This is a genomic window from Streptosporangium sp. CA-135522 (genome assembly GCF_050949235.1).
Lineage (GTDB): Bacteria > Actinomycetota > Actinomycetes > Streptosporangiales > Streptosporangiaceae > Streptosporangium.
Genome location: NZ_CP192026.1, coordinates 4,404,415 through 4,421,102, shown reverse-complemented (window position 1 = coordinate 4,421,102; position 16,688 = coordinate 4,404,415). Strand labels below are relative to the sequence as shown.

Genomic DNA, 16,688 nt, shown 5'->3' with positions numbered 1-16,688 from the left:
AGACCCGTAAGCAGAACTGGACCTATCCCAAGGAGTGGATCGTGAGCAATGCCGCCGACACGCCCGTACTGAGCGCCCGCGGGCTGCGGAAGGAGCATGGCAAAGGGGAAGGATTGGTGCGCGCCGTCGACGGCGTCGATCTCGACGTCAGCGCGGGAGAGACGGTGGCGATCATGGGACCGAGCGGCTGCGGAAAGTCGACGCTGCTGCACCTGCTCGGCGGGCTGGATCGGCCCTCGGCCGGCGAAGTGTCGCTGAACGACCGGCGCATCGACAACATCAGCGAGAAGGCGCTGGCCAGGATGCGGCGGACCGACGTCAGCTACGTCTTCCAGTCCTTCCACCTGCTGGAGGAGCTCACCGCCGTCGAGAACGTCGAGCTGGCGGCGCTGCTGGCCGGACGCTCGCCGCGGGTCGCACGGCGGCGTGCGGAGGAGCTGCTGGATCAGCTCGGACTCGCCGGCCGGGCGCGGTTCCTGCCCTCCGCGCTCTCCGGCGGCCAGCGGCAGCGGGTCGCGGTCGCCCGGGCTCTGAGCAACGAGCCGCTGGTCGTCCTCGCTGACGAACCGACCGGAAACCTGGACAGCGCCGCCACCTTGGACGTCCTCCAGCTCTTCAAGGACCTGCACGAGTCCGAGCAGACGCTGGTCATCGTCACCCACGACGCGCGGATCGCGGCCACCGCGGACCGGAAGTTCTCCATGCGCGACGGCGCGCTCGTGGACGAGACCTGGCTGACCGGCGGCACCACCGGGCAGCTCGGCGCGCTCGCCGGGCTGGAGGACTGACCGCAATGGGCCGCATCCTCCTCGTGGTCCGCCTGGCCCTGCGAGACCTCCGGCGTCGCCGCACCGAGGCCGCGCTTCTGCTGATCGCCATCCTGGCCGCCACCACAACGCTGACGCTCGGGCTCGTCCTGCGCGACGCGGCCGGCGACCCGTACCAGAGCACCCGGGCGGCGACCAACGGACCTGATGTGGTCGCCAACGTCGGCCAGGCCGACGACCTCGCGGAGCTCGGGAAACTGGCCACCGCCTCTGGCGTCACCGAGCACAGCGGACCGTACCCCGTCATCGCGGGGACGCTCGAGGCGTCCGGCCGGACGTCGGATGTCCAGGCCATGGGGCGTGACGCCGCTATCGCGGCGGTCGATCAGCCCGAGGTGACCCAGGGCAGTTGGGTCAGCGACGGCGGCGTGGTGCTCGAGGCCGCCTTCGCCGACTCGCTCGATGTGGGCGTCGGTGACTCGGTCGCCCTGAGCGGCAGGTCGTTCAAGATCGTCGGCGTCGCGGTCACCGCCGCCATGCCGCCTTATCCCGGAGCGTCCTGCATCGTCTCGACCGGCTGCATCAACGGCGCCATCCCCGACGACCGGAAGCTGCCGGCGGGGTTGCTGCACAATCCCGGGCTGGCTTGGCTCACCCAGGCGGACGTGCTGAGCCTCGCCTCGGACCGCAGTTCCCTGTCCTACGTGATGAACCTGAAGCTGGCCGACCCGGACGAAGCCCAGGCATTCGTCGACCGGAACGGCGGCGATCACGGCGGCGCCATGCCCATGCAGGCCTGGGAGAGCATTCTGGCCGACGCCACCGACCTGGCCCGGGACTCCCAGATCCTGCTGCTGATCGGCGCCTGGCTGCTCGGCCTGCTCGCTGTGGCCAGTCTTTCGATGCTGGTCGGCGGGCGGATGGCGGATCAGACCAGGCGTATCGGGTTGCTGAAAGCAGTCGGCGGCACACCGGGCCTAGTCGCTGCCGTGCTACTCGCGGAGTACCTCCTGGTGGCCGTCGTCGCGGCCGCGGCCGGGCTGACGATCGGAGCGCTGACCGCTCCGCTACTCACCGAGTCGAGCGCGGGCCTCGTCGGCGGCGCGGGGACGGCATTGTTGACCTGGTCCACGATCGGTCTGGTGACTGCCGTGGCCCTCGGCGTCGCGGTCGTGGCGACCGCTGTTCCGGCCTTGCGCGCGGCCCGCTCCAGCACCGTCAGCGCACTGGCCGACGCGGCACGCCCACCTCGCCGCACCGGTTGGCTGATCAGTCTCTCGGCGCGGCTGCCCGTCCCGCTGCTGCTCGCTCTGCGGGTCGCCGCTCGCCGGCCGCGACGGGTCGTGCTGGGTGTGGTCAGCATCGCGGTCACGGTCAGCGGCATCTACGTCCTGCTGGTGCTCGACGCCTTCCTCGGCGACCAGTCAGGCACCGGCGCATACACCGAAGCTCAGGTGGCGGTGCTGCGGCACGTGCTCCTCGTCTGGACGGTCATCCTGCTCTCCCTGGCGGCGGTCAACGCCATCGTCATCACCTGGGCGACGGTGCTCGACAACCGGCATGCGTCGGCGCTGGCGCGTGCTCTCGGCGCAACCCCGCGGGAAGTGACCGTCGCCCTGGCGACTGCGCAGGTGCTGCCCGCGCTCCTCGGTGCCGTCCTGGGGGTCTTCCCGGGAGGCTTCCTGCTGTTCGCCGCCATCACCCCGATCACCGGCGGCGACAGCGGCAAGGCCACGCTTCCCGCACCCTGGCAGCTGATCGCCCTGGTGCTGGCAACCGTGCTCGTGGTGGCGGCGCTCACCTCTGTTCCCGCCCACCTTGGCGGACGCCGTCCCGTGACCGCGACTCTCTAAGCCGACCACCACGGCAAGCCTGGTGATGCCGCATAGATCCGTTCCTTACGCCGCTCACCTCGGCGTACTGACCACGGACGTTGGGGACGCAAGGACGGGATTCGTGACCAGCCGTCGAGGATCTCGAAAGGGGTGAGGACGACCTCCTGGCGTGGTGTGTAGCGGCCAAGAAGCGCACCACCCGCCGGAGGTCCTCGGCCCCACCGGTCGCTTTCGGCATCTCATGAGGGGGATCAGGCCAGGGCCGCGGCGAACAAGCGCAGCGAGGCATAGATCCCGTCGTCACGCCCCGTAGGGGTATGGCGTATCGGTTGGATCTCCAACGCCATGTCGCCGATGGCGAACTGGAGACTGGTCATCGTCTGCACCATGTCGCGGGCCTGGTCGACCAGGTCGTCGAATCGGCGCTGGGTGGTGTCCCCGACATTGTTCACCACGGTGTGACCCCCACAGTGGCGTCTACCGCGTGGGGCGCTGGCCCGGATCACCGCTCGGGCACCTCGAAGTGTGTGGTCCCGAAGAAGGTGGGGTACTCGGCCGGTCTGCCAGCTCCACACGGAACCTTATGAGGGATCATTCACCTCTGCTTCCATGACCACAACCCGCTGACCAGGGAAAAAGCGCCCGAGGATGTGTATGCGCTGGCCGGTCAGGCCGGGGCGAACTCCTCCTGGCGGGTCAGACCAGGTCGCGGCCGCCGGAGCGCCCACGGAGGGCGCCGCCTCGGTAGCGCCGGCAGGTGCGTCCGATCGGTGGCCTGTTCGCCGGGCCTACGGCGGCGCCGTGGTGGGTCAGGCGACGGAGTGGTTGATCGTGCCGGTTTAGGTGCCGGCGACCGCCTGGGCGGGGACGTTGATCACGATGGTCGGGGTCCAGGTGGCGGAGTTGTTGCCGGAGCCGGTCGTCTTGCTGTAGGCGGTGCGCACCACGTCCAGCGTCTGCGCGGCCGCCGCGTCGATCTGGCCGGGAACGAAGGTGCCGGTGCCGGTGGTGGTGGCGGTGCCGGACCAGTACAGGACGGCGCTGGTGGGAACGGTCTCGGCGGCGGTGCCGCCGCCGGTGGTGAAGCCGGCCGGCGCCGCGATCATCGACGCCACCCAGGTGGCGGTCAGTGCCGCGCGCTGGTCGGAGACCGTGACCGGGCCGAGCGGCCCGCTGATCTGGGTGCCCGGCGCGCCGCTGCCGAGGTTGACCGGACCGTCGGGAACGGTGATCGTCAGCCCGCCCGGGGCGGTCACGGTGAAGGTCACCGTGGTGGAACAGGTGGTCGACGCGGGGCAGGTGCCGGCAGCACCCGGGATGACGCAGCATCCGACCCCCCGCCGGGGGACGCGCCACCGCGGCTACCCGGCCGAATACCAGCCTGGAGGCACTGACCAGCGACGGTGTCATCCTGCTGGATCCCCCCGGACCAGCGCGACGAGCACAGAGGAGGAGGCGGAGGAGAGCGAGGTCTTCGCCGACCTCCTCCCGCTCGCCGGGGTCCCGGTAGTGGGTGACGCGCTCTTCTTCGATCAGCCCGATCTCCTGGTACAGCTGCCGCGCGATCGGCTCCATGTAGGTCGGGCCGACGTTCATAGCGAGCTCGTTCGACCTGATGAAGCCGCTCATCTACCCGCAGAACACCGGGTTGTTCACGCTGCCGCGCGGGCTGAAGGCCATGGTCGACCGGTTCTACCAGGGCGGCGATCCCAAATGGGAGATCGTCCTGACGGCCAGGGTGGTGATCACCTTGCCGCTGATCGTGATCTTCCTCCTCGGTCAGCGTCACTTCCTGCAAGGCATCGCTACCACCGGCCGCCGATGACGCCTCAGCTCGTGAAAGCGGCGAGCAGCTCGTCCTTGGTCATGGAGCTGTGGCCCTCGACCTCCTTCTCCCTGGCCGCTCGACCGGTTCCTCCCTAGTACGGCCCTTCGGCCGGGGCGGCTTGGCGAGTTCCTCTGTCTCCGATAGTCCCTCGATCCGCTCCTACCCATCGTTACCTCCGGAAACGTCCAAGCTCGGCCATGTCGAGCGCATGACCGAACTTGGACAGATCTTCCTGGTCAGTCGGTGGTCAGCGCGTCCATCAGATCGCCCACCGAGGTGTCGGGCAGCGCCCGCGCCACGTCGGCCAGGGCGACCATGCCCACCAGGGTGTGGCCGTCGATCACGGGTAGCCTGCGCACCCTGTGGGAACCCATGGTGCGCAGGATCTCACGCGCGTCGTCATCGGCTCCGATCGTGACGACCTCCGTTCCGCCCAGCTCGCCGGCCAGGCACGACTTCGGGTCCTTGCCCTGAGCGATCACCTTCACCACGATGTCGCGGTCGGTCAGCATGCCCTTTAGGCGGTTGTCCTCGCCACAGATCGGCAACGAGCCGACATCCAGGCTGCGCATCTTCTCGGCGGCCTCGGCGATGGTCTGGCCGGAGCTCACGCACTCGGCGTTCGGGGTCATGATCTCGCGTGCGGTTGTCATCGTTCCTCCTTCCGATAAGGCCCTGCTGCCCGTTCCTGCCCGATGCACTCCTGTGCGCCGGCACGATTCAGAGGCAGCGGGCCGCCGGAAGGAGCTCGGCCCGCATGTTCCGCTCCATCATCCGTAGCGCCGCCTCGCCCAGGTCCTCGTGGATCGAGGCGACGCCGTCAACCGCGACGCGTACCGAGAATTCCCGCACGTAGGCGTCGAGGGCGCTGTACAGCACACACTGCTCGGTCACCTGCCCGGCCAGCACGACTGTCCCGATCTCCCCGCGGTTCAGCATGTATTCCAGAGGGGTGCCGTAGAAGACGCTGTGCCGCACCTTGGGCAGGAACGCGCACTCTTCCGGCGGCACCAGGGGTTCCACCAGATCTGGGCGTTTCCCAGCCAGCGCACGCCGCACCAGGTCACCCCGGGTCGCACTGAAATCACCCTGGTTGTCGTTGACGAACACCAACTCCACGTCGGCCCGCCTGGTCCGCTCGATCAGCCCGGCCAGAGGTTCGACGATGCACTCCACATTGGCGGCGAGCGCCTCGGCGTCCTCGTGGTCGTAGGTGTTGAGCATGTCCATCACAACGACCGCGACCGAACCACTCATGTCATCTCACTCCTTACGAGTAGAAAGCGAATGGTCAGATTCCGGCCGTCCGTCAGTTGTCGCCCACGACCATACAGATCGCCTCCTTGGCGAGGAGGCGATCGCCCCGTCCACGACCTGCCGGGCATACAGGTGGCCGAGTTCCTCCTCGGCCGTCTCGTGCACGGCGAGCAGGTGGATAAAGCGGCGGAAGGCATTCTCACGGTCCTTGCCCTCGGCCGCGGCAACGTCGGCGAACAGGTCGGTGATCTCCGCATGCCGACGGATCGGAAAGGCCATGGCATCGGCCTGCTGGGCATTCATGAAGAGATTCCCCCTCTGTGACGGCTTGGCTCTGAACGAAAACGGTCAAGGCATACGTCCATGGGGGGACCGCCGGTTAGGCGCATCGTTCGGCTAGATTCACGCTCTACCCACGCGTCCTCGGACGCTAACGCCATTCCGCCGCACGCCGGGCCCGGCACGCTAGCACCGGCAGCATAGGTATTGACATGATATCCGCTCGCCCAAAGCGGGATCATAGGCTGGTGATCGTTCGTTAGAGGGGTAGCCGGCTGGGCACGGGGTGAAGATGCCAGACAAACCACATCAGACACCACCCGCCCAGACTCAGGGCTACCCGGGCAGCAGCCGGGACATGACTCCCGAACCCCGGGACGAGATGCGTGACTACCAAGGCCGTGATCTGCTCAAGGGCCGTAGGGCCCTGATCACCGGGGGCGACTCGGGAATCGGCCGGGCCGTCGCGATCGCCTTCGCCAAGGAGGGCGCCGACGTCGCGATCGCTTACCTGAGCGAGCACGAGGACGCCGAGCACACCCGCAAACTGGTCGAGCAGGAGGGGCGGCGCTGCGTGCTGCTGCCCGGCGACCTCGGGCAGGCCGCCCACTGCGCCGACGTGGTCGACCAGACCGTCCGTGAGCTGGGCGGGCTCGACCTGCTGGTCAACAACGTCGCCTACCAGCAGCCGGTCACCTCACTCGAGAAGCTGGAGGACGAGCAGTGGGAACACACCTTCGCGGTCAACATCCACAGCTACTTCCGGGTCACCAAGGCGGCCCTGCGGCACATGGGCGAGGGATCGGCGATCGTCAACACCTCGTCGATCAACGGCCTGCGCGGCAACAAGACGCTGATCGACTACGCCGCCACCAAGGGCGCGATCAACGCTTTCACCCAGTCGATGGCGCAGAACCTGGTCGGCAAGGGCATCCGGGTCAACGCGGTCGCGCCCGGCCCGGTGTGGACGCCACTGATCCCGGCCACCTTCCCCAAGGAGAAGGTCGAGAAGTTCGGCAAGCAGGTGCCGATGAAGCGGGCCGCCGATCCGGATGAGATCGCACCGTCTTATGTGTTCTTCGCTGCCGGGCGTCTTTCGTCTTACTACACGGGTGAGGTGCTCGCGCCCATCGGCGGCGAGACCCTCCCGGGCTGACATGTCCGAGCTGCGGCCCAGCGACCCCGCCGAACCCGGCATCACCCGCCGCCGCCGGGGACGGTCCTTTCTCATACGCCCACCCCGGCGGCCGGCCGGTGAAGGACAGGCGCACCCTTGACCGGATCAGGGCGCTGGCCCTCCCCCGGTCTGGCGGCAGGTGTGGATCTGCCGCGACCCCACCGGCCACATCCAGGCCGCCGGCACCCGATGCGACGCCGACGTGGAACCGGGTGCCTCGCTAACCGGCGAACCGCAGAAGCGAAGAACCGATCATGACATCACAGCGACAGCACCTGCCCGTGCTCACCGTTTCCGCCAAGCTGCACAACGGGGTCGCCGTCATTCGCGTCGCCGGTGAGCTCGATCTGACGACCGCGCCAGCCCTCCGTCGGCGCCTGCGTGCGGCCGCCCTTCCTCCCGCTCCGCCGGTGCTGATCGTCGACGTTCGCGAGATCTCCTTCTGCGACTCGGTCGGGATGAGCGAGCTGGTCCTGGCGTTACATCGCAGCCAGATCGACGGACAGCGGCTGATCCTCAGCGGCCTGCACGGAAGCCTTGAGCGGCTGCTGTACCGCACCGGCCTACGCAACGTCTTCGAACGACATGCCAGCTGCGACGCGGCACTGCGTCAGGTGGGCGCTGAGACCGACCAATGATCTCTCCGGTGCCAAAAACGCCTGAACGCATCTCGCGTGCGAGCAGTGGTGACGGCTTTGGACACGCCGGTGACCGCGGTGACGGCCGGGGGCAGAGAGGAAGTCATCTGAACGGTGAAACCCGCGGGCAGATATACGCGCCCATTCGAGGTAAGGCGCCTGCACGAAGGAGGACGCCATGAATGACCGTCAGGCCGTCCCCGAGATAATGGGAAACGATGTTGTGGATCTTCTGCTCCGACAGGACGCGCTGATTCGTGACCTTTTCGACGAGGTCGAGAACGCCCCCGCCGGTGAGCGTGCCGAGCCGTTCCAGCGGCTGGTGCGGCTACTGGCCGTGCACAAGACGGCCGAAGAAGAGGTCGTCCCCCCTACGCGCATCGCAAGATCGACGGCGGCGAGGACGTGGTCGAGAGCCGGCTGGCCGAGGAGAACGAGGCCAAGCAGCTGCTCATGCGAATGGACAAGGCCGGAGCCGACGACCCGCAGTTCCCGGCCAACCTCACCGTCTTGCGCGCGGCGGTGACCGCCCACGCGCGCGCCGAGGAACATCGGGCGGCGCCGAACGCCCGGCTTCGGGGCCGTCGCCTCTGACGGCGAGGTGGTATGCGGCTGCGGATCCAGTCGGCTTCACCCGGCCGATATGGCGATCATCTCCAGGGCGGCCCAATCTGGGCCGCCGACCACCTGCCCACTCGGGGGGCCGGCATGCGCCCGATTCTTTGCCCCCGTAGCCCTCCGTGCAGGTCGTCGCCGACTGCACTGCCGGGCCCGGCGCCGCTGCGAGGCCTACCACGGAACCTGCGGGGGCGGGTCAACCGAGCCGCTACGCGGTCACCCTGCGGGCGAGCCGACCCGCTCCCGCAGAACCCGTGGTCGAGACGGCTTCGGCGCCGGAACCGGCGCAGAGCCAGCCACAGATCACGGAGATCACATGAACGAGCCCACCGAACCGGACGTTTCCGGATCGGGAAATGTCACCACCGGCCGACATGATGCCCTCATGATCGACGCTGCCCCCATCACTATGCTTGCCGATGAGACCGCCTACGCCGAAGCCGTGCAGCTGGCCGTCGACGCGGCCGCCGCCTACTACGGTGATGGCACCTCCCCGCTGGACGACGACAGCTTCGACTGTCGCTCGCGCGGCCCGCGTCCAACACAGCTTCCTCCACCGCCACCCCGACCTGCATGCCGCTGTCCTGACCGCCTCCACCCAGCCCCAGCCTCCCCTGGCCAACGGCGTGCAGGTTAGCACTGCCTCTCTCCGGGCTGACCCCCTCAACGCCCAGCAGCGCAACACTCGACTGCATCGCCACGTCCTCATGCCGGAAGCCCGCCTGTCGGAGGCCCTGGGCCAGGCTGCCGTCCACGCCGTCGGCCTGCAGGTCGCCGGCGACAGCGTCGCGCTGCGCCAGCGCATCACCGAACTCGAACAGCTCCACCTCGACCTGCGACGCCAACTGGAGGAGCGCACCGATGAGCTGCTCGCCGCGCGAGCCGCCAACCGTGAGCTCATGGCAGCACTCAACCGATCGTCCCTGCCGTAGTTCGGCCGGGCTGCTGGAGTGCCTCCTCCGCTGCGCTCGCCGGCGAGGCTTACGCGTCCCGCCCGCGCCCTGGGCAGGGCGAGAAGGGTTTGCCGTCTGCGCAGCGTGCCCTGACGGGCAGGAGGGCAGGCCACCGCCGGGACATCGGTCCGCGGAGGTGACCGCACCCCGTTGGCCGGTTGCGGACAATTCCCGTCCACACCCACCCAAGGGGTGTAATCGGCCACTTGCGGTACGTAATGTCAATGCCGGTCTGGTCTGTGCGGGACCGGCCGTGATGGAGGTAGCACATGCCATATCCCACGCGCGCGGAGCGACTGGACCGCGTACGGGCCACCCTGCAGGGCCGCCCGGCCACCGAACGCCTCGCCCACCAGGCAACGCCGCCCCCAGGCGCCTTCTTGCTGGTCGGGGTGATGCTGCGCGGCGCCGCGCGCCTGGAGGCCGGGCTGGAGCTGACCGAGCTCGAACAAGAACTCGTCGACATGCTCCGGCCACTGGCGGACGACGACGAGGAGGTTCGTGCGTTCGGCCGCACCTTTACCGAGGAGAACACAGCCGGCACCCGCCAGATACTCTCCGTGACCGTGGCCGATCGCCCCCTCACCGAGGGCTACACACAAGACGACCTGGCCAAGGACATCGCCGCGCTGAGCGAGGAACTCCGCGCCCTGCCGAACGTGAACTTCGTGAACATCGACGCCCTCGCCGAGGGCGACCCCCTCGACAGTGAGGACTTCCTCCAGGCCATGGCCGACTACGGCTACGGCGTCACCGTCGTCGGCAGCTCCCGCTCTGACACCGCGACCCCGGTCTCGCCCCCGCCGATAGACCTGAGACTGGACCTGCAACGGTTCGAATGCCGGCGCAGCACCGGAGACACAGTGTTCGGCCCTCAAGACGAGATCTACTGGGCCTACGCCTCAGCCAACGAGGCCGCCAGGAACAAGTGGAACAAGACGCGGGAGTACGGCGACGTCCAGACCGGTTCGGTGCGTGTGTTCGACGCGGGCACCACCCTGTTCAACGGCCGGGTCGGCAACAGCCTGCCCATCCACATCCAGTGCTGGGAAGCCGACGACAGCCCCTCCTCTTGGCACAACAAGCTCGTCGAAGACCTGAAGAAGATCGGCGACAAGCTGCAGCAGATCGCCTACCGGTTCAAGGACAATCCCGCCTGGTACTGGGAGGGCAGCGGATCGGACATCGGGGATTACCTCACTGTCATCACCGCGCTCGTCCAAGCGCTGATCGAGTGGTTCCGCAACGACGACGACCTGGTGCAGAACCGCACCATCGTCTTCAGTCGGCCTGCGCTTGCCGCGCTGGCCAACCGCCCGGGCGCCACCGACCATTGGGGCTTCAACGGCATCGGCCGTTTCGATCTCCACATCCGCCTCACCCTGCCTGACGAGGAACGGCTGCGCCTGACCACCTCCTCCAACGCCGGCGCCTGGAGCCAGGGCGCGCTGCTGCCCACCGCTACCGCTCGCACGGGCGCCGCGCTGGCTGTCTTCGACAACAAGCTGTACTGCGCGCACACCAGCGGCGACTTCCAGCAAATGTGGTGGTGCCACTACGACGGCACCAACTGGAGCGCCGACACCCTCTTCCCCGGCCCCCTCAGCAACGCCGCGCCCGCGCTGGCCGCCTACGACAACAAGCTGTACTGCGTCCACCGTGGCAGTAACGACAACGAGCAGCTGTACTGGTCAACCTTCGACGGCACCAGCTGGAGCGCCGACACGCCAATCGGTGGCCACGCCAGCCCCTCCGCGCCGGCGCTGGCGGTTCTCGGGAACAACCTGTACTGCGTCTACCGTGGCCAGGGTAACGGCCATCTGCATACGGTGTACTACAACGGCAACGGCTGGTACCACGGCAACGCCTGGGGCCAGAAGAGCGCGGACGGTCCGGCACTCGCCGTGTTCCAGAACAAGCTGTACTGCGTCTTCCGCGGCCCAGACTCCGACGAAAGACTCTACTGGGCGCGCCGCAACACCATGGGCGGCGGCAGCTGGAGCAGCCCCGCCCCATTGGGCACCCACAACAGCGCCGTCTCACCATCCCTGACGGTCTTCAACGACGGCACCGGCGCCAAGCTGTATGTCGTCCACCGCGGCAGCTACGCCAATCGCAACACCAAGCTCTACTGGTCCAGCTTCAACGGCACCAGCTGGAGCACCGACACCCCCTTCAGCCCCGCTGTCACCTCCGTCGAACGCCCTGCCGTCGCGGCGTACGACGGCAAACTCCATGTCGTCCACCGCGGCGGCGGCCTGCTGTAACCATCACCGCCGCAGGCCCGCCGGGCCCGGCCCACACTGGGCACCGCTAGGGGCGCGGAGTCTTTGTCCGGCCACATGGTGGCGCATTCGCCGGACAAAGGCTTCACGCAACCCTATGCCGCTAATTTCTGTGCTCAGCGTCCTCGAAGGCCGGTCCTTCGCACGCGCGTGTACGTATCCGGAAAGTCCGATCAAGGACACACACCTCCTCTGAGGGAGCCAGCGCCGTGTGCGCGGCCGCCATGCTCGCTGTGGCCGCGCACATCGCCAACTTCACGCTGCCGCCGACCAGCGGCAGCGTGAAAACGACAGCCGCACGACTCGGGCACCTGATCCGGTACATCGCCAGACTGGCTCCCAGTCGGACATGATGACGACGACCTGCGGGGATGCGCCGACAGTGCCCCCGGACAGCTGTCGCGCACCAGGGGGGCATCTCGTTGGGGGGCGCTGAGCTGCGAGAACGACCGAGCATGTCCGCCTCCGGTCCGCCAACCCCTACAGAAGCTACCTTCTCCCAGGCAAGCACCCCTACCCCGCAGCCACCACCCACCAAAGATCACCAACAGCATCCGGACTTCGAGCCAGATCCCGGTTCCACCTGCATAGCCAGACGATCGACACGTGGCGCACACGTTCGCCACGTGACACCCCAGCATGGCAAGGCTTGCCGGGCCTCCAAGGCTGGAAAATGCAACGACATCGGCGCGTGGGGACGCGGTTTCGTTCTACTGGGGCAACAGAACTGTAGTGCGATGTTGCATGAGCGGATGTAGCTGAAGCTGGTACAACACTTCTCTCGGTGTGTGGTTCTTGTGGCAGCTGTTGTACAGGAAGCCCTTGAATGAGGAGTGGTCGTTGCGCGCGTTTCCGGTGACGATGCCATCTGGGACTAGGTATTGGACCGTCATCGACGACGGGCTGGCCACGGTCGTGGTGGCAGACAGGTTTCTCCGGGAGGCCCGGTTCGGGAAGGACCTCGCGGAATCCACGACGGAGGCCTATGCGGGGGCGGTCGCGCTCTTCCTTCGATGGTGTGACCGGACTGGGCGGGACTGGAGGACTGCGGCCGCAGATCTCGGGCTGTTCATCACCTGGTTGAAATACACGCCGGCCAGCGGGAGCCAGCGCGTCGTCTACGGGCCGGGAGCTCAGGCGGTGCGCGGCGAACGCCGAATCAACGGAGTTCTCACCGCAGTCCGCCAGTTTCTGTCACATGCGGTCGTGTCGAATGAAGCCCCGGCTTGGGTGATCGGTCAACTCTACGAAGTCGCGGACGGGCGAGACCTACCCGCTGAGGCACGTGGAGAGGATGGAGGCTTGGCGTATCGGCTCGGTTCTCGGCACCGGCTCAAGGAGCCCCAGAAGCCAGTGGACAGGGCGACAGACGAAGAGATCGTAGCGATGTTCCTGGCCTGTAGGTCGGCACGAGATCGACTGATCGTGCTCCTGCTGGCGCGGGCCGGGCTGCGCCGGGGCGAGGCTGCGGGACTGCGGCGCAGCGACATGCATTTCGTCATGGACTCCCGCGCGCTCGGCTGTCAGGAAGAAGGTGCTCATCTGCACGTGGTGCGCCGTCAGAATGTCAACGGGGCTTGGGCGAAGTCCCGGCGGCAGCGCACCGTGCCGGTCGACTTCCTGTTGGTACAGGCGCACGATCAGTACGTCGCGGAGCGACAGAAGTGTGCCGCCGCTCGCGACTGCGACTACCTGCTGGTCAATCTGTTCGGGCCGCCGGTTGGGGCGCCCATCACACCTGAGGGGATCGGCGAGCGCATCGACGCGCTACAGCGACGGGCCGGGATCACACGCAACCTCACTCCTCATATGCTCAGACATGCTTTCGCGAGTAACGTCGCTGATGCTGGTGGTTCCCTGGATGAGATCCAGACCCTCATGGGTCACGCTGATCCGGCATCGTCAGATCCTTACCTGCACCCGGCCGCCGCCAGGATGAGGGATGCGATTGAACGTGTGCCCAGCCCGCGAACCTTTTTCGAAGGCTCGCAGCGATGAGCGCGGCGGCACCTTCGACTCGCCAAGCCGCTCTGCCTTCGCTCGACGACCCACAGGACTTGATCAGCTCCGAGTTTCTGGCCCTGGTCCGTTGGGACCCGAGGATCGGCTTGGTCTTCTTCCCCCAAGACCATCCCGAACTGGGCTACAAGCGGTGCCTGGTTAGCTGGTGCGTCAAAGCGGCCGTCAGCAAGCATCAGCTGTGCTGGGGCTGCACTGGTCGGTGGCGAGACAGCCGTCAGGAGCTCAACGAGTTCCTGACGGCCTCGGCGGACCAGCCCATCCGCGTGCCGGCGACCGGCCTGGGGACCTGCACAGTGCTGGGGTGCCCGCGGCCCGAGAGGTCGAGCCACGACAAGCTGTGCTTCGCCCACGAGTACCAGCGGAGCAAACGGGGCCTCACGTTTGAGGCCTACCTCGCCCATTCCGAGACCGTCGCGTTGCCCTCCTTCGGCCCATGCAGGGTGGTTGCCTGCGAGCGGCAGAGCAGCAGCCGCGGCCCTTACTGCCGTGGGCACGCCGCCACCTGGCGGCGCACACATGCCGCAGATCCGCAGCTCGACGAAGGGCGGTGGCGCCGGACCGCCCCGTCGATCGCGGTCAACGGCCAGGTGAGCCTCTGTGGACTTCCGGAACGGGTGACCTTCGAAATCCTCTACGGCTTGCAGGAGCGAACCAGACACGGGGAACGAACCCGGGACGATCAACTACGGCCACTCGTCAACCTCCTGCGGACCATCGAGGCCGCCAGCCTTCGCGACATCGAGGAGGCCAAGCTCAGCAGGCAAGTCCTCAACGTCCGGAACAGCCTGCTCAAGTATGTGATCCACAGTGAGTTGAGCCCCGAGACCGAGCGGGTCAAGGACGTCTGGAACGCCGCCGCGTTCGGCCATTCTGGATCTCTCGATTTCACGATCATCTCGCAGCCCTGGCTGCGGGAGGCCATGAAACGCTGGGCCTACGACGACCTTCCACGGCGACGCGGGAAGAGCCCGGCGCGCTCCGTGCGAACCGTGATCAAACAGATGGCACTGTTGTCCGACAGCCTCCGACTTCAGCGGCCTGATCTCGGGGACGACATCACCGCAGTGAGCCGCCTGGACCTCACCGCGTTCCTCAATCGGCTCGGATACCTGGTCGACCAGGGCACACTGAGCGCCACCTCGAGGGTCAACGCTTGCCGCCAGATCCGGAGATGCCTTGACGAGCTGCGAGGCAAGCTCTCGCTCACACGTCCAGGAGAGCCTCTCTGCGGTCTGCCCAACGACTTCATGCTCAACTACAGCGATGTACCGGACGATCCGGAGGACAGCGAAGCGGGCAAGGACCTTCCGCTGGAGGTGATGCGCCAGCTCTGCGAGCTTCTCCCATCCGTCGACGAACCCCATGGGCACGTCATCCGGCTCGGCATTGAACTGCTGATCGACACCGGCCGTCGCCCCGACGAGATCTGCGAACTCGACTATGACTGCCTGGACCGCGACGGCGACGGTAAGCCCGTGCTCATCTACGACAACCACAAGAGCTACCGGAAAGGTCGGCGCCTTCCGATCACAGAAAGCACCGCCGGGCTCGTAGCCGCCCAACAGGAGCGGGTACGTGCGCTGTTCCCATCGACGCCGCAGGACAAGTTGAAGCTGCTTCCCGCAGTTCAGTCAAATCGGGCAGGCCTCAAACCCGTATCCCCCAAAACAATCGACCGGCGGCATCGTGCTTGGGTGAGTTCCCTCTCCCCTCTCCTGGTGCCCACCACAGTCGAAGTTGAGGGGGAACGCGTCACGAAATTGCTTCCGTTCGACAAGAAGAAGATCTTTCCTTACGCCTATCGGCACACCTACGCCCAGCGCCACGCGGATGCAGGCGTACCCGTTGACGTGCTCCGGGAGCTCATGGACCACCGGCTTTTGGCAACAACGCAGAAGTACTACCGAGTGGGCGAGGAGCGCCGCCGCGAGGCCGTGGATCGGGTCACCACACTGCAATTCGACCGGCACGGCAACCGCATCTGGCGTGAAGCCAAAGCGTTGTTGGATTCCGAACACACCCGGCGAGGCGTCGGCATGATCGCCGTGCCTTACGGCGGCTGCACCGAGCCGAGCAACGTCGCGGCGGCCGGCCACGACTGCCCGGTTCGCTATCGCTGCGTTGGATGCGGTCACTTCCGCACGGACGTGTCCTACCTCCCCGATCTGGAAGGCTATCTGGCGGATCTCCTGCGCAGCCGAGAACGGCTCGCGGCGACCTTCGATGCTGACGAATGGGCCAAGAACGAGGCTCTGCCATCCGACACCGAGATCAGGAAGGTCTGCCGATTGATCAACCGGATCAAAGAGGAGATGGACCAGCTGACCGAGGAGGACAAGACCCAGATCATGGAAGCGGTGGGAACAGTCCGCCGTCACCGGCAGCAGACCGTGGGCCTCGGCATGCCCCGGGTCCGTCCACCCGAAACCGACCTTCGACCGGAGCGGATCGCATGAGTAAAGCCCCCATGGCCGCTGGCCGACAAGCTGACTCGGCCCGCCGCCGCCAGCGCGTTATCAAGGCCATCAACGATGCGCTCAGCGCCGGAGAGGAGATCAGCGTCTCCGGAATCGCGCGCAAAGCAGGCGTTGACCGCACCTTCCTCTACAGGCATCGCGACCTGCTCGAACAGGTCCACGTCGCCGAAACCCAGCCACCGGCGGCAGCGGCCGGTCCCCAGGTGAGCCGTGCTTCTCTCCAGGCCGACCTGCACAACGCTCAGGAGAGGAACGGCCGTATGGCCTCCCGAATCCATCAACTCGAGGGACGACTATCGGAGCTGTTGGGCGAGCAAGCATGGCGCGAGTCTGGCCTCGGCGCACCCGAGGACATCGAAGCCCTGAAACGCCGCATCACCCAGCTCGAACAGACCGTCGTTGACCTGACTGGACGACTCGAGGAGCGCGCCGAGGAACTGTCCGCCGCCCGGACCGCCAACCGAGAGATGATCGCCCAGCTGAATCGACAGGGCTGAGCACGCGCCTCTTGCGCCACACCTGTTGCACTCGCTAATCTCGATTGGTGAGCTG

Annotated in this window: 16 protein-coding genes and 1 pseudogene; 12 read left to right on the top strand and 5 right to left on the bottom strand. The window is 67.1% G+C overall.

Annotation, left to right across the window (positions count from 1 at the left end):
* Nucleotides 1-41: 41 nt before the first annotated feature.
* Together ACQPYK_RS20500 and ACQPYK_RS20495 are read left to right on the top strand one after the other, a co-directional pair.
* The gene (locus ACQPYK_RS20500; RefSeq protein WP_433258857.1) at nucleotides 42-788 is read left to right on the top strand and encodes an ABC transporter ATP-binding protein; all 747 of its coding nucleotides are present in this window, start codon (nucleotides 42-44) and stop codon (nucleotides 786-788) included.
* 5 nt (nucleotides 789-793) lie between these two features.
* Nucleotides 794-2,620 carry an FtsX-like permease family protein gene (locus ACQPYK_RS20495; RefSeq protein WP_433257456.1) on the top strand — a complete coding sequence of 609 codons (1,827 nt, stop codon included), beginning with the start codon at nucleotides 794-796 and terminating at the stop codon, nucleotides 2,618-2,620.
* Between the two features lie 233 nt (nucleotides 2,621-2,853).
* Here ACQPYK_RS20495 and ACQPYK_RS20490 read toward each other — a convergent pair whose 3' ends face one another.
* Complete coding sequence (locus ACQPYK_RS20490; RefSeq protein ID WP_433257454.1) at nucleotides 2,854-3,057, bottom strand: hypothetical protein; 204 nt, start codon at nucleotides 3,055-3,057, stop codon at nucleotides 2,854-2,856.
* A 384-nt stretch (nucleotides 3,058-3,441) separates the two neighbouring features.
* Nucleotides 3,442-3,870, bottom strand: coding sequence for a hypothetical protein (locus tag ACQPYK_RS20485; protein ID WP_433257452.1), 429 nt, complete (start codon nucleotides 3,868-3,870; stop codon nucleotides 3,442-3,444).
* Nucleotides 3,871-4,217: 347 nt separating this feature from the next.
* Between ACQPYK_RS20485 and ACQPYK_RS20480 the strand changes: the two genes are divergently transcribed.
* Nucleotides 4,218-4,427 (top strand): hypothetical protein, encoded by a 210-nt coding sequence (locus ACQPYK_RS20480; protein ID WP_433257450.1) that lies wholly within the window; start codon nucleotides 4,218-4,220, stop codon nucleotides 4,425-4,427.
* 239 nt (nucleotides 4,428-4,666) lie between these two features.
* On the opposite strand, the gene ACQPYK_RS20475 is transcribed toward ACQPYK_RS20480, so the two are convergent.
* From ACQPYK_RS20475 to ACQPYK_RS20465, 3 genes are all read right to left on the bottom strand, one after another.
* Nucleotides 4,667-5,083: a CBS domain-containing protein gene (locus tag ACQPYK_RS20475; protein WP_433257449.1), complete on the bottom strand. Its 417-nt coding sequence runs from the start codon at nucleotides 5,081-5,083 to the stop codon at nucleotides 4,667-4,669.
* Nucleotides 5,084-5,150: 67 nt separating this feature from the next.
* Nucleotides 5,151-5,687 carry a cysteine hydrolase family protein gene (locus ACQPYK_RS20470; protein ID WP_433257447.1) on the bottom strand — a complete coding sequence of 179 codons (537 nt, stop codon included), beginning with the start codon at nucleotides 5,685-5,687 and terminating at the stop codon, nucleotides 5,151-5,153.
* Between the two features lie 6 nt (nucleotides 5,688-5,693).
* Nucleotides 5,694-5,990: a hypothetical protein gene (locus ACQPYK_RS20465; RefSeq protein ID WP_433257445.1), complete on the bottom strand. Its 297-nt coding sequence runs from the start codon at nucleotides 5,988-5,990 to the stop codon at nucleotides 5,694-5,696.
* 268 nt (nucleotides 5,991-6,258) lie between these two features.
* Between ACQPYK_RS20465 and ACQPYK_RS20460 the strand changes: the two genes are divergently transcribed.
* The 9 genes and pseudogenes from ACQPYK_RS20460 (at nucleotide 6,259) to ACQPYK_RS20420 (ending at nucleotide 16,633) form a co-directional block, all read left to right on the top strand.
* Complete coding sequence (locus tag ACQPYK_RS20460; protein WP_433257444.1) at nucleotides 6,259-7,122, top strand: SDR family oxidoreductase; 864 nt, start codon at nucleotides 6,259-6,261, stop codon at nucleotides 7,120-7,122.
* Nucleotides 7,123-7,220: 98 nt separating this feature from the next.
* Nucleotides 7,221-7,483: pseudogene (locus tag ACQPYK_RS20455) on the top strand (hypothetical protein).
* Nucleotides 7,398-7,781 (top strand): STAS domain-containing protein, encoded by a 384-nt coding sequence (locus ACQPYK_RS20450; RefSeq protein ID WP_433257443.1) that lies wholly within the window; start codon nucleotides 7,398-7,400, stop codon nucleotides 7,779-7,781. Before ACQPYK_RS20455 ends, ACQPYK_RS20450 begins: the two are co-directional and overlap by 86 nt.
* Before the next feature lie 405 nt (nucleotides 7,782-8,186).
* Nucleotides 8,187-8,375: a hypothetical protein gene (locus ACQPYK_RS20445; protein ID WP_433257441.1), complete on the top strand. Its 189-nt coding sequence runs from the start codon at nucleotides 8,187-8,189 to the stop codon at nucleotides 8,373-8,375.
* Nucleotides 8,376-8,881: 506 nt separating this feature from the next.
* On the top strand, nucleotides 8,882-9,331 hold the full coding sequence (locus tag ACQPYK_RS20440; RefSeq protein WP_433257439.1) for a hypothetical protein: 450 nt from the start codon (nucleotides 8,882-8,884) through the stop codon (nucleotides 9,329-9,331).
* A 290-nt stretch (nucleotides 9,332-9,621) separates the two neighbouring features.
* Complete coding sequence (locus ACQPYK_RS20435) at nucleotides 9,622-11,619, top strand: hypothetical protein (RefSeq protein WP_433257437.1); 1,998 nt, start codon at nucleotides 9,622-9,624, stop codon at nucleotides 11,617-11,619.
* Nucleotides 11,620-12,477: 858 nt separating this feature from the next.
* On the top strand, nucleotides 12,478-13,635 hold the full coding sequence (locus tag ACQPYK_RS20430) for a tyrosine-type recombinase/integrase (RefSeq protein WP_433257436.1): 1,158 nt from the start codon (nucleotides 12,478-12,480) through the stop codon (nucleotides 13,633-13,635).
* Nucleotides 13,632-16,115: a tyrosine-type recombinase/integrase gene (locus ACQPYK_RS20425; RefSeq protein WP_433257434.1), complete on the top strand. Its 2,484-nt coding sequence runs from the start codon at nucleotides 13,632-13,634 to the stop codon at nucleotides 16,113-16,115. Before ACQPYK_RS20430 ends, ACQPYK_RS20425 begins: the two co-directional genes overlap by 4 nt.
* The gene (locus tag ACQPYK_RS20420; RefSeq protein ID WP_433257433.1) at nucleotides 16,112-16,633 is read left to right on the top strand and encodes a DUF6262 family protein; all 522 of its coding nucleotides are present in this window, start codon (nucleotides 16,112-16,114) and stop codon (nucleotides 16,631-16,633) included. Before ACQPYK_RS20425 ends, ACQPYK_RS20420 begins: the two co-directional genes overlap by 4 nt.
* Nucleotides 16,634-16,688: the final 55 nt, after the last annotated feature.

Bases quoted from the DNA above. Each gene is read 5' to 3' on its own strand.
- ACQPYK_RS20495 (WP_433257456.1), top strand. From the start codon at position 794: ATGGGCCGCATCCTCCTCGTGGTCCGCCTGGCCCTGCGAGACCTCCGG.
- ACQPYK_RS20480 (WP_433257450.1), top strand. From the start codon at position 4,218: ATGAAGCCGCTCATCTACCCGCAGAACACCGGGTTGTTCACGCTGCCG.
- ACQPYK_RS20475 (WP_433257449.1), bottom strand. From the start codon at position 5,083: ATGACAACCGCACGCGAGATCATGACCCCGAACGCCGAGTGCGTGAGC.
- ACQPYK_RS20470 (WP_433257447.1), bottom strand. From the start codon at position 5,687: ATGAGTGGTTCGGTCGCGGTCGTTGTGATGGACATGCTCAACACCTAC.
- ACQPYK_RS20465 (WP_433257445.1), bottom strand. From the start codon at position 5,990: ATGAATGCCCAGCAGGCCGATGCCATGGCCTTTCCGATCCGTCGGCAT.
- ACQPYK_RS20460 (WP_433257444.1), top strand. From the start codon at position 6,259: ATGCCAGACAAACCACATCAGACACCACCCGCCCAGACTCAGGGCTAC.
- ACQPYK_RS20450 (WP_433257443.1), top strand. From the start codon at position 7,398: ATGACATCACAGCGACAGCACCTGCCCGTGCTCACCGTTTCCGCCAAG.
- ACQPYK_RS20440 (WP_433257439.1), top strand. From the start codon at position 8,882: ATGGCACCTCCCCGCTGGACGACGACAGCTTCGACTGTCGCTCGCGCG.
- ACQPYK_RS20435 (WP_433257437.1), top strand. From the start codon at position 9,622: ATGCCATATCCCACGCGCGCGGAGCGACTGGACCGCGTACGGGCCACC.
- ACQPYK_RS20425 (WP_433257434.1), top strand. From the start codon at position 13,632: ATGAGCGCGGCGGCACCTTCGACTCGCCAAGCCGCTCTGCCTTCGCTC.
- ACQPYK_RS20420 (WP_433257433.1), top strand. From the start codon at position 16,112: ATGAGTAAAGCCCCCATGGCCGCTGGCCGACAAGCTGACTCGGCCCGC.